Below are 14222 nucleotides of genomic sequence, written 5' to 3'. Positions count from 1 at the left end.
CGGATGCTAACGGGTGGCCCCGGCCGGCACCACGTGGATAACCCACGGCCGAGGCGGATATCCTCGAAGCGGTGAACTATGCCCAGCTCCTCTTCCCCGATTTCTCCCTCATCGCCTGCGGCTGGCTGCTGTGCCGCTACACGCCCCTCGACCGCCGCGTCTGGGATCAGGTCGAGAGCCTGGTGTACTACTTTCTTTTTCCGGTGCTGCTGTTCCACTCGATCGTGCGCAGTCCGCTCGACTTCGGAGCCACCTCAAACCTGCTGACTGCCGGGGTCGGCGTCGGCCTCAGCGGCATCGCGTTGGCCTATGCCCTGCCCTTCCTGCCGGGCATCGGGGAGCACATCGACCGCCGCGACCACGCAGCCAGCGCGCAGATCGCGTTTCGCTTCAATTCCTTCATCTGCCTGGCACTGGCCGACCGGATCGCAGGCCCCGAGGGACTCCTGATGATCGCAGTGCTGATCGGGGTCTGCGTGCCGATGTTCAACATCGCGGCGGTCTGGCCGATGGCGCGGCATGCGCAGACCGGGCTGGCGCGCCAGCTGCTTCGCAACCCGCTGATCATCGCGACGCTCAGCGGCCTCGCCGCCAACCTGCTCGGCCTGGGCGTGCCGGGCTGGATCGAGCCGACGCTCACGCGCATCGGCGCGGCCTCACTGGCGCTGGGGCTGATGGCGGCCGGCGCCGGCATGCAGTTCGCCACCATTGCGCGCGGCAAGGTACTGGCGGTGTCAGTGCTCACGATCCGCCACCTGCTGCTGCCGCTCATCGGCTGGGGGCTCGCCGTGGTGCTGCAGCTGCATCCGGCCCAGGCCGCGGTGCTGCTGACCTTCGCGGCCGTGCCGACCGCGTCGAGCGCCTATGTGCTGGCGACGCGCATGGGCTACAACGGCCCCTACGTCGCGGGGCTGGTGACGCTGTCGACGCTGTTCGGCGTGGCCAGCCTGCCTTTTGCGCTGGCGCTCATCCGCTAGGGCCTGTGAACAGGCCCGGGCCTCGACCCGCTACCATGCGGCGATGCGCTACCCGCTTCTGGCTGCCGTCGCCGTCGCTTCGACCTGGACGGCGGCAGCGCAGGCGCAGGAATACACCCACTACCAAGGGACCTGGAGCGGCCCCTTCCTGTTCTACGTCGCCCAGCCGGACACGGGCGCCGAGGGCCCGCCGGCGGTGTTCGCGGGCAGCTTGCAGATCGAGCTCGATGGCACGGTGTACGGCGCGGTGCCCGAGGCGGCCTGCACGCTGGCCGGTTCGAGCGTGGACTACATCACGCCGGCCAACGCCTCGATCGACCTGGTGGCGACCGGCTGCCGGGATACGCGCTTCAACGGCCACTTCGTCGGCAAGCTGATCAACAACCCAGCTCTGAAGTACGCCTCGATCCGCCTCAGTTCGATGCGCTCGCTCGACACCGGCACGGCCCACATCTCGGCCATCATCCGGCACTGAACGCCAGCGCCCACTCGACATGCTCGCGCACCAGCGCGCTCGGGTCGGCGCGGCGAGTGGCCAGCGCCTCGCGCGCACCCGGCTCCCCGGCACGCAGCGCATTGCCCAGCGCCACCGCCACATTGCGCAGCCAGCGCTCATGCCCGATGCGGCGGATCGGGCTGCCTTCGGTGAAGCGCAGGAAGTCGTCCTCGCTCCAGGCGAACAGCTCGCCGAGCTGGCGGCCCGTGAGCCCGTCGCGGGCATCGAAGTCGGGCAGCGCGCTCTTCTTGGCGAACTTGTTCCATGGGCAGACCAGCTGGCAGTCGTCGCAGCCGTAGATGCGGTTGCCGATCAGGGGGCGCAGCTCGAGCGGGATCGCTCCGGCATGCTCGATCGTCAGGTAGGAGATGCAGCGCCGCGCGTCCAGCCGATGCGGCGCGATGATCGCGCGCGTCGGGCAGATGTCGATGCAGGCGCGGCAACTGCCGCAGTGCGGCGTGACCGGCTCGCTGGGCGGCAGCGCCATGTCGACGTAGATCTCGCCGAGAAAGAACATCGAGCCGGCCTCGCGATCGAGCACCAGCGTGTGCTTGCCGCGCCAGCCCTGCCCGCTGCGCGAGGCCAGTTCGGCCTCGAGCACCGGCGCCGAATCGGTGAAGGCGCGGTGGCCGAAAGGACCGACTTCGGCGGCGATGCGCTCGGCCAGCCTGGCCAGCCGCGAGCGCAGCACCTTGTGGTAGTCGCGGCCGCGGGCATAGAGCGAGACGATGCCTTCGCCGGGCCGCTCGAGCCGCGCGAACTCCACGGCCTGCCATTCGTCCGGCGTGGCGCGCGGCAGGTAGTCCATGCGCGCGGTGATCACCGACACCGTGCCCGGCACCAGCTCGGCCGGCCTCGCGCGACGGGTGCCATGCGCGGCCATGTAGTGCATCTCGCCGTGGAAGCCTTCGGCCAGCCATTGCATCAATCCGGCCTCTGCGCTCGACAAGTCGACGCCCGCGACGCCGATTTGGGAGAATCCGAGCTCCCGGGCCAAGGCCTGAATCCTGTTGACGAGTTGATGGCTGCCGATCACCTTCCGATTGTAGAAACGCACAGCGCCACCCAGGTCTGGCGAACCGAAGACGACACTGGCGTCCTGGCGAAGGCGCTGGCGCGCTCGCCCGCGCTGCGCGATGCCTTCATCTCGCTGCAGGGCGACCTGGGCGCCGGCAAGACCACCTTCGTGCGCCACCTGCTGCGCGCGCTCGGCATCGCCGGACGCATCAAGAGCCCAACCTACGCGGTCGTGGAGCCGCACGAGGCGCCCGACGGGCTGGCGATCTTCCATTTCGACTTCTACCGCTTCAGCGACCCGCGCGAATGGGAGGACGCCGGCTTCCGAGACATCTTCGCGGGTCCGGGCGTCAAGCTGGCCGAATGGCCTGAAAACGCGGCAGGGCGCATTCCGCTTGCGGACCTCGCTATTAAAATCGAAGCAATGACCGACGACACCCGCACCGTGACGCTGCGCGCCCACACCGAGCGAGGCACGCGCCTGCTCGCCGACGCGGCATGAAGGCCAGAGGACTGAAGCGCCGCGTGCTGCTGCAAGGCGGCAGCATCGCGCTGCTGCTGGGCCTGCACGAGATCGCCCGTGGCGCCACCATCATGGCGGTGCGGGTCTGGCCTGCGGCCGACTACACGCGTGTCACCATCGAGTCCGATGGCCGGCTCAGCTCGCAGCAGCTGGTGGTGGGCAGCCCGCCGCGGCTGGCGGTCGACATCAACGGGATCGAGCTCAACCCGGCGCTGCGCGAGCTGGTCGGAAAGATCAAGCCCGACGACCCTTTCATCAACGGCCTGCGCGTCGGCCAGTTCGCGCCGGGCGTGGTGCGCATCGTGTTCGACCTCAAGCAGGCCGTGGCGCCGCAGGTGTTCTCGCTGGCGCCGGTGGCGGCCTACCGCGACCGGCTGGTGCTGGACCTCTATCCGCAGCAGGCCATCGATCCGCTCGAGGCGCTGATCGCCGAGCGGATGCGCGACGCGCCCAAGGCGCCGGGCCGCGACACCGCGGCGGCGCCCGAGCCCGCCGTCGACCCCCTCGGCGACCTGATGGCGCAGCAATCGGCGCGGCCGGCGCCGTCCGTGTCGGTCACGCAGGCCAACCGCCCGTCGGCCCCGGTCGGGCCGCTGCCGATGCCGATGCCACCGGTGGCCAGCGCTGCGCCGCCGCCCTCCGCGACGGCCAACCGCGGCGCCACCGCGAACCAGACCGACCGCATCATCATCGTCGCGCTCGATCCGGGCCACGGCGGCGAAGACCCGGGTGCGATCGGCTCCAACGGCACCCGCGAGAAGGACATCGTGCTGCAGATCGCGCACCGTCTGCGCACCCGCATCAATGCGAGCAGCGTCAATGGCAATCCGATGCGCGCCTACCTGACGCGCGACGCCGACTTCTTCGTGCCGCTGGGCGTGCGCGTGCAGAAGGCGCGGCGGGTGCAGGCCGACCTGTTCGTCAGCATCCATGCCGATGCCTTCACCACCCCAGAGGCCCGCGGCGCCAGCGTCTTCGCGCTGAGCCAGGGCGGCGCCTCGAGCAGCGCCGCGCGCTGGCTTGCCAACAAGGAGAACCAGGCCGACAAGGTCGGCGGCGTCAACGTGGGCAACCACGAAGTGCAGGTGCAGCGCGCGCTGCTCGACATGAGCACCACGGCGCAGATCAACGACAGCCTGAAGCTCGGCGGCGCGATGCTCGGCGAGATCCGCGGCATCGGCGCGCGGCTGCACAAGCCGAAGGTCGAGCAGGCCGGCTTCGCGGTGCTCAAGGCACCCGACATCCCGAGCGTGCTGGTCGAGACCGCCTTCATCAGCAATCCCGAGGAAGAGGCCAAGCTGCGCAGCACGGCCTATCAGGAAGACCTGGCGGATGCGCTGATGCGAGGCATCCAGAGCTACTTCGCGCAGAACCCGCCGCTGGCGCGCAGCCGGCAGCTGTAGTTCCGTACAGGAATTGCAGCGCATTCGGTCAATGCGCCGAGGCTCGCTCCTACATGCGGCGCCGCGCTTTTTCGAACAATGAATCCACCAATCACTGAAAGGTGGACGATATGAAGACAAGACTCTGGATCGCGGCGGCCGCCGCCGCGGGCATCACCGCCCTGGCCGGCTGCGCGGGCGGCCCGAATCAGCAGCTCGGCACCGCAGGCGGTGCCGTCGGCGGCGCGGTGATCGGCCATGCGATCGGCGGCAACACGGCCTCCACGGTGGGTGGCGCCGCGGTCGGCGGGCTGATCGGCAACCAGGTGGGCCGCAGCGTCGACGAACGAAACCAGCGGCGCTACTACCCCCCAAACAACTACTACGCCCCGAACGGCTACTACCCGAACAACGGCCCGAACTATTGAGCGAGGCCAGGCAGGAATTGAAAAGCGCACCCCGGTGCGCTTTTTTTTTTGGCCGCGCCTCAGCGCGCCGCCGACGCGCCGCGGGCGCGCCAGGCACCGAACAGCGCGATCAGCCCGGGCACCAGGATCAGCGCCCAGATGACCTTCTCGAGGTTGTCCTTGACGATCGGCAGGTTGCCGAAGAAGTAGCCGACCGTACACAGGCTCAGCACCCACAGCAGCGCACCCACCACATTGAACAGCGTGAATTTGCCGCGCGTCATGTCGGCCACGCCCGCCACGAAGGGAGCGAAGGTGCGAATGAAGGGCAGGAAACGCGCCGCGATGATCGTGACGCCGCCGAAGCGCTCATAGAAGGCATGCGCCTGGTCGAAGGCCCTGCGGTTGAAGAAGCGCGAGTTCTCCCACTGGAACACCTTCGGCCCGAAATAGCGCCCGATGCTGAAATTGCACTGGTCGCCCAGGATCGCGGCCGCCAGCAGGATCGGCACCGCCAGCCCAAAGCTCATCAGGCCCGCGCCGCACAGCGCACCGACGATGAACAGCAGCGAATCGCCGGGCAGGAAGGGCATCACCACCAGCCCGGTCTCGACGAACACGATCAGGAACAGCAGCGCGTAGACCCAGGGCCCGTAGGCGATGACGAAGGCCTCGAGATGTTTGTCGACATGCAGGATGAAGTCGATGAGAAAGCTGATGAATTCCATGGCGCGCATTATCCCGGTGCGCGCAAGGGCGCCCTTCTAGAATGTCCCCGTGAGCGCCCTTCCTTCTTCCACCGCCGCCGCGCGCCGGCCGATCCGCGAACTTCCCGACGAACTGATCAGCCAGATCGCAGCCGGCGAAGTGGTCGAGCGGCCCGCCTCGGTGGTGCGCGAACTGCTCGACAACGCGCTCGACGCCGGCGCCAGGCAGATCACGGTGCGGCTCTCGGCCGGCGGTGTGCGGCTGATCTCGGTCGAGGACGACGGCCTGGGCCTGCCGCGCGAGGAACTCCCGCTGGCCCTGCGCCGGCACGCCACCAGCAAGATCGCCAGCCTGGGCGACCTCGAGACCGTGGGCACGATGGGCTTTCGCGGCGAGGCGCTGGCCGCCATCAATGCGATCGCCGAGCTCAGCGTGCTGTCGCGCTTCGCGGGTGCCGACAGCGCCTTCGCGCTCGACGGCCGCACCGGCGAACTGCGGCCGGKGGCGCGCGCCMCCGGCACCACGGTCGAGGTTCGCGAGCTGTTCTTCGCCACCCCGGCCCGGCGCAAATTCCTCAAGACCGACGCCACCGAGCTCGCACACTGCATCGAGGCCGTGCGGCGCCATGCGCTGGCGCGTCCCGAGGTCGGCTTTTCGATCTGGCACGAGGGCCGCCTGGTCGAGCAATGGCGTGCCGCCGACTCGCGCGACCAGCGCCTGGCCGACACGCTCGGCGACGACTTCGTGGCCCACAGCGTGGCGGTCGATCGCAGCGCCGGCCCGGTGCGCGTCACCGGCCGCGCCGGCATTCCCGATGCGGCGCGCTCGCGCGCCGACCAGCAGTTCTTCTATGTCAACGGCCGCTTCGTGCGCGACAAGGTGCTGGCCCACGCGGTGCGCAGCGCCTACGAGGACGTGCTGCACGGCCAGCGCCAACCGGTCTATGCGCTGTACCTCGAGATCGATCCGGCCCGGGTCGACGTCAACGTGCACCCGACCAAGATCGAGGTGCGCTTCCGCGACGGCCGCGAGGTGCACCAGGCGGTGCGCCACGCGATCGAGGACGCGCTGGCCGCCCCGCGGGCCGGCGAGGCGAGCGCGGCCCCGGCGGAACCCTTCTTCAAGCCCCGACTGGCGCCCGCCTCGGCCGCCTGGACCCAGCCGGCGATGCACTTCGCGGGCGAGCGCGGGCTCGGCGACGCGGCCGCCATGTGGCCGGCCGCGCCGCGCGAGACTTCGCTGGAGCGCCCGGCGCCGCCCTTCGCCTCGGAGGCTGCGCCGGCTTTCGCCGCCGTGCCGCCCGGCACAGGTCCGAGCGCCGCGGCCGAAGCCCAAGCCTGGCCCCTGGGCCGCGCGCTGGCCCAGTTGCAGGGCATCTACATCCTGGCCGAGAACAGCCAGGGCCTGGTCATCGTCGACATGCATGCCGCGCACGAGCGGATCGTCTACGAGCGCCTGAAGACCCAGCTCGACGGTGCCGCCATCAGCAGCCAGCCGCTGCTGATCCCGGCCACCTTCGCCGCCACGCCGCAGGAAGTGGCCACCGCCGAAGCCTGCGCCGCCGTGCTGCCCGCGCTCGGCCTCGAGATCACGCCGTTCTCGCTGCGCACCCTGGCGGTGCGTGCGGTGCCCGGAACCCTGGCCGACGGCGACCCCGTGGAGCTCGCGCGCAGCGTGCTGGCCGAACTGGCCCACCATGACGCCAGCACCGTGGTGCAGCGGGCCCAGAACGAACTGCTGTCCACCATGGCCTGCCACGGCGCCGTGCGCGCCAACCGCAAGCTGACCCTCGACGAGATGAACGCCTTGCTGCGCCAGATGGAGGCCACCGAGCGCTCGGACCAGTGCAATCACGGCCGGCCGACCTGGCGCCAGCTGTCGGTGCGGGAGCTCGACGCGCTCTTCATGCGCGGGCGCTGAGCCTCGGCCTGCCCGCTTTGACGTGCGGCATGGCGACTGCCACGGTCCCTCAGCGCAAGCGATCCGTGTGAAATTGTGAAAGAAACCTTGCGGTTTTCTTACAGATCACGCGATCCGACCGCGGCCGCACGCCCCGGGTACCAAGGGTTTTCAGGGTCATCGCCCAACCCGGCATGGACGTTGCATGGAATCTGTCGTTGAACTTTCCGGCCCTGTGCCTGTCTTTCAGCCTTCCATGAAATCCTGGTCCCTGTTCGCATCCGCCACCGCCCTGGTCGCCCTGCTGGCCGGGGGCTGTTCGACCCTCGACGAGCAGCAGCGCGAGTGGATCTTCCAGCCCAGCGACCGCAGCTGGGGCAATTCGGAGGCCATGAGCCAGGGCATGGACGACGTCTGGATCGATTTCCAGTCCTCCCTGACCGGCGAGTCCGCGCGCCTGCACGGGCTGTGGCTCGGCGGCGCCCCCGAAACGCAGGACACGCCGGTGCTGCTCTATCTGCACGGCGCGCGCTACAACGTGGCCGGCTCGGCACCCCGCATGCGCCGCATGCACGAACTGGGCTTCTCGGTGCTGGCGATCGACTACCGCGGCTTCGGCAAGAGTTCCAAGGGATTGCCTTCCGAAGACTCGGCGCGCGAAGACGCCCGCGCGGCCTGGGCCTGGCTCGCGGCCCGGCACCCGAAGCAGGCGCGCTACATCTTCGGCCACTCGCTCGGCGGCGCAATCGGCATCGACCTGGCGTCGCGCGTGAACGACGAGAGCGGCACCATCGTCGAGAGCACCTTCACCTCGATCGCCGACGTGGCGAGCAGCTTCAAGTGGGGCTGGCTGCCTTTCGGTCCCTTCATCACCCAGCGCTTCGAGGCGATCAGCAAGGTCCAGGACATCGGCGCGCCGCTGCTGGTGGTGCATGGCGCGGCCGACAGCCTGATCAACCCGACCCTGGGCCGAAAGCTCTACGACGCCGCGACCGTGCCGAAGATGTTCGTGCTGGTCGAGGGCGGCTCGCACCACAATGCGAATTCGATCGGCCAGGGGCAGTACCGGGCGGCCCTGTCGCAGCTGTTCCGCATGAAGGAGCCGCCGCTCGAAACCGCCACGGGCGCGGATGCCCCCCCCAAGCCCGCGCCGTTGCTGCTGCCGGCGCCTGCCGAGACGACCGCCTTGCGGCCCCATCGCCTGTCCGCCCCGGCGATCTGAGCGCTCTGCGGCGACCCGCGGCGGCGCCTTTGTTAACCTTGGGCGCATGCCGCCTCCTGTCGCACCGGCCATTTCCCGCATCGCGCCGTCTGCCTCGAGCATGTCGCCGGCCGCGGTCGTCCTCATGCTCGCCCTGCTGCTGGGCATCCAGCCGGTCACGACCGACCTCTATCTGCCCGCCCTGCCGACGCTGACCGCCGAACTCGGCGCCCGCATGTCGCACGCGCAGCTCACGCTGAGCGCCCTGCTGCTGGCCTTCGGCGTCTCGCAGCTGGTGCTCGGACCGTTGTCCGACCGCTTCGGCCGCCGGCCGGTCCTGCTGTGGGGCCTCGGCGGCTACGTGGCCGCCAGCATCGGCGGCGCGATGGCGCCCTCGATCGAGATCCTGATCGTCTGGCGCGCCCTGCAGGGCGCCGCGATGGGCGCGGCGGTGATGGCGGCGCGCGCGATCGTGCGCGACCTCTATCCGCCGGCCGACGGCGCGCGCGTGATGTCCCGCGCCCTGACCGGCCTGGGCATCATCGCCTGCCTCTGCGTGCCCCTGGGAGGGCTGGTGTCGGACCTGTTCGGCTGGCGCGTCGCACTGCTGGCGCCGGCCGTGTTCGGCGCCCTCACGCTGGCGCTGATCGCCCTGCGCTTCGACGAGACCCTGACGCGCCGCAATCCCGACGCGCTGCGCGCCGGGGCGCTGGTCGCCACCTGGGCGACGGTGCTGCGCAACCCGGTCTTCCTGGCCTTCAGCGCACTGACCACCGCGTCCTACGGCCTGCTGTTCACCTTCCTGGCCGCGTCGTCCTTCGTATTCATCCAGGTGCTCGGGCTCAGCAAGACGCAATACGGCGCCGTGATGCTGTGGAACTCGCTGGCCTACATCGCCGGCACCTTCGTCTGCCGGCGCTGGCTGGCGCGCCACGGCGTGCGCCGCAGCGTCGCGCGGGCGGCCTGGCTGACGCTCGCGGGCGGCACGTCGATGGGCCTGCTGGCGCTGGCGGGCGTGGTGTCGGTCGCGGCCATCGTCGGTCCGCAGACCCTGGTGATGATCGCGCACGGCGTCCACCAGCCCTGCGGCCAGACCGGCGCGGTCGGCCCGTTCCCGCAGGCAGCGGGTGCCGCCTCGGCGCTCAACGGCTTCCTCATGATGCTGGCCGCCTTCGCCATCGGCGGCTGGCTCGGCGCGCACATGGACGGCACCGTGATGCCGCTGGTGCTCGGCGTCTGGTTCTGGAGCGTCTGCATCGCCGCCGTCGCGTGGACCCTGGTGCGCAGGTACGGGGAGCCGCGTGGCCGCTGATCCGACATCGAACGCATTGCGCTACGTGGCGCTCGCCGGGCCCACCGCCTCGGGCAAGACCGCGGCGGCGCTGGAGATCGCCCGCGAACGCCCAGTCGAGATCGTCAGCGTCGACTCGGCCCTGGTCTACCGCGGCATGGACATCGGCACCGCCAAGCCCACCCCGGCGGAACTCGCCGAAGTGCCGCACCACCTGATCGACATCCGCGATCCGCGCGAGGCCTACAGCGCCGCCGCGTTCGTGGGGGACGCCCGGCGCCTGATCGGCGAGATCGCGGCGCGCGGCAAGCTCCCGCTGCTGGTGGGCGGCACGATGCTCTACTTCAAGGCGCTGGCCGACGGCATCGACGCGATGCCCGCGGCCGATCCCGCGCTGCGCCGGCAGCTCGAGGCCGACGCCGCCGCGCTCGGCTGGCCGGCGATGCACGCCCGCCTCGCCAAGGTCGATGCGATCACGGCGGCGCGGCTGGCGCCCAACGACAGCCAGCGCATCCAGCGTGCGCTGGAGGTCTGGCACACGAGCGGCCAGACGCTGGCCAGCTTCCATGCCGCGGGCCGCGCGAGCCGGGGAACGCCGGCGGTCGCGTTGCTGTCCCTGGAGCCCACCGATCGCGCCTGGCTGAACGAACGCATCGCGGCGCGCTTCGACGCCATGCTCTCGGCCGGCTTCATCGCCGAGGTGCAGGCGCTGCGCGCGCGCGGCGACCTGGCGGCGGACCTGCCGTCGATGCGCTGCGTCGGCTACCGCCAGACCTGGGAAGCCCTGGATGGCGCCTGGCCGATCACCGAGCTGCGCGAGCGCGGCATCGCCGCCACCCGCCAGCTCGCGAAACGCCAGATGACCTGGCTGCGCAGCATGCCGCAGCGCCGCGTGATCGCCGCGGAAGCCCCCGACGCGGTCGCGCAGGTCGTCCGGCTCGTCGCCGAGCTCCCATGACGCTGCGCATCACGGACCTGGGGAAGCACTACGGCGACCTGCCGGTGTTCGAGCACGTGTCGCTCGAGGTCGCGGCCGGCGAATTCGTCGCCATCGTGGGCGAATCCGGTGTCGGCAAATCGACCCTGCTCAATTGCATGGCCGGCCTCGACCACTGGGATGCCGGCACGGTCCTGCACGGCGGCACCGACATCGGCGCCCTCGACGCCGAGGCGCGCGCTCTGTGGCGGCGCGCGCACGTCGGCTTCGTGTTCCAGGCCTTCCATGTGCTGCCGCACCTGGACGTGGCACAAAACGTCGCATTGCCGCTGATGCTGCTGGGGCAACAGGGGCCGGGCAGCACCGAGCGCGTCGCCCGGATGCTCGATGCGGTCGGCCTCGCCGGCCTCGGCGAACGCCTGCCGCAGCAGTTGAGCGGCGGTCAGCTCCAGCGCGTGGCGATCGCGCGCGCACTGGTGCACCGGCCCGCACTGCTGCTGGCCGACGAGCCGACCGGCAACCTCGATCCCGCCACCGCCGTGCGCGTGATGGACGTGCTGCTGGCGCAGACCCGCGAGCACGGCGCCTCGCTGGTGCTGGTCACGCACTCCGAGGCCGCGGCCGCGCGCGCCGACCGCGTGCTGCACCTGAGCGCCGAAGGGATTCGGGCCTAGGCTGCGGACAGCAGCGCGGCGAAGCGCGCCAGGTCGACGTTGCCGCCGCTCACGATGACGCCCACCCGCTGGCCGCGGATCGCCTCGCCCGCCGCGCAGGCCGCCGCGAAGGCGAGGCAGCCCGTGGGCTCGACCACCATCTTCATCCGCTCGGCGAAGAAGCGCATGGCGTCGACCAGCTGCGCGTCGCTGACCGTGGCGATGTCGGTCACATCGCGCCGGATGATGCCGAAGGTGTACTCGCCCAGGTGCTGGGTCTGTGCGCCGTCGGCAATGGTCTTCGGGGTGTCGATGTGCACGATGCGGCCGGCGCGCAGCGACTGCTGGCCGTCGTTGCCGGCTTCGGGCTCGACGCCGTAGACCTGGCAGTCCGGCGCCAGCGCGCGCGCCGCGAGCGCCGAGCCGCTGGTCAGGCCGCCGCCGCCGAGGCAGACGTAGAGCGCATCGAGCGCGCCGACCTCCTCGAACAGTTCCTTCGCCGCCGTGCCCTGGCCCGCGATCACGTCCGGATGGTCGTAAGGCGGGATCAGCGTCATGCCGCGCGCCTCGGCCAGCCGCCGCGTCAGCGCCTCGCGGTCCTCGGTGAAGCGGTCGTAGAGGAGCACCTCGGCACCGTACTCGCGCGTGGCGGCGAGCTTGGCGGCCGGCGCATCGGTGGGCATCACGATCACGGCCGGCATGCCGAGGATGCGCGCCGCCAGCGCGACCGCCTGCGCATGGTTGCCCGAGGAGAAGGCGATCGCGCCGGCCTGGCGCTGCCGGGCATCGAACTTCGACAGCGCATTGAAGGCGCCGCGGAACTTGAAGGCGCCCATGCGCTGGAAGTTCTCGCACTTGAAGAAGAACTGCGCGCCCCAGCGGGCGTCGGCGGTGCGCGAGCGCAGCACCGGCGTGCGGTGCGCATGCCCTTCGAGCCGCGCGGCCGCGGCGATCACGTCGTCGTAGGTCGGAAGTGTCTGCATGGCGACGAGCTTAGCGCGGCGGTCATCGAAAAATGCACGATTCCTGTCGCACACTGTCGAAATGCCCGCCCGTGCGCCGTCATTGCAGTGAGCGATCCTGCTCGTGTGTTTTCCTTCGTGGAGATTTCCATGCAATACATGCTGATGTTCTACCAACCCCAGTCCGAGTTCGACCAGCGCGACGAGGCAGCGGCCCAGGCCTACCGGGCCGGCTGGATGGACTACGTGGGCGCGATCCGCCAGTCGGGTGTCACGCTCAGCGGCCACGGCCTGCAACCGCCGATGACCGGCACCACGCTGCGGGTGCGCGGCGACAAGCGCCAGGTGCAGGACGGGCCCTTCGCCGACAGCAAGGAGCAGCTCGGCGGCTACTTCGTGATCGAGGTGCCCGACCTCGACACCGCGCTCGAATGGGCCGCGCGCGCGCCCTGCGCCAGCACCGGCGGTGTCGAGGTGCGGCCGGTGTTCACCACACCCACGATGTGACGGACGTGGCCGTCCGGGAGGCCCGCGCGGCGGCCGAGCGGGCGGCCCGCGAGTCGTATGGCCGGCTGGTCGCCATCCTGTCGGCGCGCACGCGCGACATCGCAGCCTCGGAGGACGCGCTGGCCGACGCCTTCGCGCGGGCGCTCGAGCGCTGGCCGGCCGACGGCGTGCCCGCGAAGCCGGAGGCCTGGCTGCTGCAGGTGGCGCGCCACCGCACGCTCGACGCCTGGCGCCACAGCCGGGTGCAGGACGAGGCGGCGCAGAGCCTGCTGCTTCTGGCCGACCAGTTCGAGGAGGACGCGGACGGCGGCGAGGCAGTGCCCGACGAGCGGCTGCGCCTGTTCTTCGTCTGCGCCCATCCGGCCATCGACGCCGCGGCGCGCGCGCCCTTGATGCTGCAGACCGTGCTCGGGCTGGACGCCGCCCGCATGGCGGGTGCCTTCCTGAGCGCGCCGGCCACGCTCGGCCAGCGCCTGGTGCGGGCCAAGGCACGCATCCGGGCCGCCGGTATTCCGTTCGAGTTCCCGCACGCGAACGACCTGCCGCAGCGGCTGCAGGACGTGCTCGACGGCATCTACGCGGCCTACGGCACCGGCTGGGACGAGGTCGACGGCGCCGACGCCTCGCAGCGCGGCCTCACGGCCGAGGCGATCGACCTCTGCCGCATCCTCTGCGGCCTGCTGCCGCGGGAACCCGAGCCGCTGGGCCTGCTGGCGCTGATGCTGTTCTGCGAAAGCCGCGCCGCGGCGAGGCGCAACGCCGCAGGCGACTACGTGCCGCTGGACGCGCAGGAGGTCGCGCGCTGGAACCCGCAGCTGCGCGGACAGGCCGAGCGGGCGCTGCAGAGTGCCGCCAGCCTCGAGTCGCTCGGCGCCTACCAGATCGAAGCCGCGATCCAGTCGGCGCATTGCGCGCGACGGCTCGGCGCGCAGGTGCCGGCCGATGCGCTGGTGGCGCTCTATGACGGCCTGATCGCGCTACGCCCGGGCACCGGCGCGCAGGTCGGCCGAGCCTGCGCCGTGGCCGAAGCCGAAACGCCGGCGGCCGGCCTGCAGGCGCTCGATGCCATCGCGCCGGCCGAGGTCGCGAACTACCAGCCCTACTGGGCGGCGCGCGCGCACCTGCTGGGCCGCAGCGGCCAGGTGGCCGCGGCGCGGCAGGCCTATGCCCGCGCGGCCGGCCTCAGCACCAGCCCGGCGATCCGCGCCTGGCTGGCCGCCGCATCCGATCGCCTGTGACCCGCGCATCGCGCAGAATGGGCC

15 protein-coding genes are annotated in these 14222 nt (G+C 71.0%); 12 read left to right on the top strand and 3 right to left on the bottom strand.

Features of this window, described 5'->3' with window-relative positions:
* Window positions 1-59 precede the first annotated feature (59 nt).
* Together AC1DYK_RS07315 and AC1DYK_RS07310 are read left to right on the top strand one after the other, a co-directional pair.
* Window positions 60-977 (top strand): AEC family transporter, encoded by a 918-nt coding sequence (locus AC1DYK_RS07315; protein ID WP_478165717.1) that lies wholly within the window; start codon window positions 60-62, stop codon window positions 975-977.
* Window positions 978-1020: 43 nt separating this feature from the next.
* Window positions 1021-1452 carry a hypothetical protein gene (locus AC1DYK_RS07310; protein WP_478165649.1) on the top strand — a complete coding sequence of 144 codons (432 nt, stop codon included), beginning with the start codon at window positions 1021-1023 and terminating at the stop codon, window positions 1450-1452.
* Here the strand turns inward: AC1DYK_RS07310 and queG are convergent.
* On the bottom strand, window positions 1439-2509 hold the full coding sequence (gene queG / locus AC1DYK_RS07305) for a tRNA epoxyqueuosine(34) reductase QueG (RefSeq protein ID WP_478165648.1): 1071 nt from the start codon (window positions 2507-2509) through the stop codon (window positions 1439-1441). The two genes, AC1DYK_RS07310 and queG, sit on opposite strands and share 14 nt — an antisense overlap.
* Here queG and tsaE point away from each other — a divergent pair.
* The 3 genes from tsaE to AC1DYK_RS07290 all read left to right on the top strand — a co-directional run bounded on the left by tsaE (window position 2495) and on the right by AC1DYK_RS07290 (window position 4823).
* Window positions 2495-2992 (top strand): tRNA (adenosine(37)-N6)-threonylcarbamoyltransferase complex ATPase subunit type 1 TsaE, encoded by a 498-nt coding sequence (gene tsaE / locus AC1DYK_RS07300; protein ID WP_478165647.1) that lies wholly within the window; start codon window positions 2495-2497, stop codon window positions 2990-2992. The genes queG and tsaE overlap by 15 nt on opposite strands.
* Complete coding sequence (locus AC1DYK_RS07295) at window positions 2989-4416, top strand: N-acetylmuramoyl-L-alanine amidase (protein ID WP_478165646.1); 1428 nt, start codon at window positions 2989-2991, stop codon at window positions 4414-4416. Before tsaE ends, AC1DYK_RS07295 begins: the two co-directional genes overlap by 4 nt.
* A 110-nt stretch (window positions 4417-4526) precedes the next feature.
* A complete protein-coding gene (locus tag AC1DYK_RS07290) occupies window positions 4527-4823 on the top strand; it encodes a glycine zipper domain-containing protein (protein ID WP_478165645.1) in 297 nt (98 codons plus the stop codon).
* A gap of 59 nt (window positions 4824-4882) precedes the next feature.
* Here the strand turns inward: AC1DYK_RS07290 and AC1DYK_RS07285 are convergent, their stop codons facing one another.
* Window positions 4883-5530, bottom strand: a complete 648-nt coding sequence (locus AC1DYK_RS07285; protein ID WP_478165644.1) for a DedA family protein — start codon at window positions 5528-5530, stop codon at window positions 4883-4885.
* Window positions 5531-5579: 49 nt separating this feature from the next.
* On the opposite strand from AC1DYK_RS07285, the gene mutL reads away from it, so the two are divergent.
* The 5 genes from mutL (at window position 5580) to AC1DYK_RS07260 (ending at window position 11512) form a co-directional block, all read left to right on the top strand.
* Window positions 5580-7430, top strand: coding sequence for a DNA mismatch repair endonuclease MutL (gene mutL, locus AC1DYK_RS07280; protein ID WP_478165643.1), 1851 nt, complete (start codon window positions 5580-5582; stop codon window positions 7428-7430).
* A gap of 235 nt (window positions 7431-7665) precedes the next feature.
* A complete protein-coding gene (locus tag AC1DYK_RS07275; protein WP_478165642.1) occupies window positions 7666-8631 on the top strand; it encodes an alpha/beta hydrolase in 966 nt (321 codons plus the stop codon).
* Window positions 8632-8677: 46 nt separating this feature from the next.
* Window positions 8678-9922: a multidrug effflux MFS transporter gene (locus AC1DYK_RS07270; RefSeq protein ID WP_478165641.1), complete on the top strand. Its 1245-nt coding sequence runs from the start codon at window positions 8678-8680 to the stop codon at window positions 9920-9922.
* Window positions 9912-10859: a tRNA (adenosine(37)-N6)-dimethylallyltransferase MiaA gene (miaA, locus tag AC1DYK_RS07265; RefSeq protein ID WP_478165640.1), complete on the top strand. Its 948-nt coding sequence runs from the start codon at window positions 9912-9914 to the stop codon at window positions 10857-10859. Before AC1DYK_RS07270 ends, miaA begins: the two co-directional genes overlap by 11 nt.
* Window positions 10856-11512 carry an ABC transporter ATP-binding protein gene (locus AC1DYK_RS07260; protein WP_478165639.1) on the top strand — a complete coding sequence of 219 codons (657 nt, stop codon included), beginning with the start codon at window positions 10856-10858 and terminating at the stop codon, window positions 11510-11512. Before miaA ends, AC1DYK_RS07260 begins: the two co-directional genes overlap by 4 nt.
* Here AC1DYK_RS07260 and AC1DYK_RS07255 read toward each other — a convergent pair.
* A complete protein-coding gene (locus AC1DYK_RS07255; RefSeq protein WP_478165638.1) occupies window positions 11509-12474 on the bottom strand; it encodes a threo-3-hydroxy-L-aspartate ammonia-lyase in 966 nt (321 codons plus the stop codon). The genes AC1DYK_RS07260 and AC1DYK_RS07255 overlap by 4 nt on opposite strands.
* A 129-nt stretch (window positions 12475-12603) precedes the next feature.
* On the opposite strand from AC1DYK_RS07255, the gene AC1DYK_RS07250 reads away from it, so the two are divergent.
* Together AC1DYK_RS07250 and AC1DYK_RS07245 are read left to right on the top strand one after the other, a co-directional pair.
* A complete protein-coding gene (locus AC1DYK_RS07250) occupies window positions 12604-12960 on the top strand; it encodes a YciI family protein (RefSeq protein ID WP_478165637.1) in 357 nt (118 codons plus the stop codon).
* Window positions 12957-14198 (top strand): RNA polymerase sigma factor, encoded by a 1242-nt coding sequence (locus tag AC1DYK_RS07245; RefSeq protein ID WP_478165636.1) that lies wholly within the window; start codon window positions 12957-12959, stop codon window positions 14196-14198. Before AC1DYK_RS07250 ends, AC1DYK_RS07245 begins: the two co-directional genes overlap by 4 nt.
* Window positions 14199-14222 lie beyond the last annotated feature (24 nt).

Source organism: Variovorax sp. P2_H12, assembly GCF_056403395.1.
This window is presented reverse-complemented; position numbering and strand designations above follow the sequence as displayed.

Excerpts from the sequence above, each read along its gene's own strand:
- AC1DYK_RS07285 (WP_478165644.1), bottom strand. The coding sequence starts at position 5,530 with ATGGAATTCATCAGCTTTCTCATCGACTTCATCCTGCATGTCGACAAA.
- AC1DYK_RS07255 (WP_478165638.1), bottom strand. The coding sequence starts at position 12,474 with ATGCAGACACTTCCGACCTACGACGACGTGATCGCCGCGGCCGCGCGG.
- AC1DYK_RS07250 (WP_478165637.1), top strand. The coding sequence starts at position 12,604 with ATGCAATACATGCTGATGTTCTACCAACCCCAGTCCGAGTTCGACCAG.
- AC1DYK_RS07270 (WP_478165641.1), top strand. The coding sequence starts at position 8,678 with ATGCCGCCTCCTGTCGCACCGGCCATTTCCCGCATCGCGCCGTCTGCC.
- AC1DYK_RS07260 (WP_478165639.1), top strand. The coding sequence starts at position 10,856 with ATGACGCTGCGCATCACGGACCTGGGGAAGCACTACGGCGACCTGCCG.
- AC1DYK_RS07310 (WP_478165649.1), top strand. The coding sequence starts at position 1,021 with ATGCGCTACCCGCTTCTGGCTGCCGTCGCCGTCGCTTCGACCTGGACG.
- AC1DYK_RS07275 (WP_478165642.1), top strand. The coding sequence starts at position 7,666 with ATGAAATCCTGGTCCCTGTTCGCATCCGCCACCGCCCTGGTCGCCCTG.
- AC1DYK_RS07295 (WP_478165646.1), top strand. The coding sequence starts at position 2,989 with ATGAAGGCCAGAGGACTGAAGCGCCGCGTGCTGCTGCAAGGCGGCAGC.
- AC1DYK_RS07290 (WP_478165645.1), top strand. The coding sequence starts at position 4,527 with ATGAAGACAAGACTCTGGATCGCGGCGGCCGCCGCCGCGGGCATCACC.
- tsaE (WP_478165647.1), top strand. The coding sequence starts at position 2,495 with ATGGCTGCCGATCACCTTCCGATTGTAGAAACGCACAGCGCCACCCAG.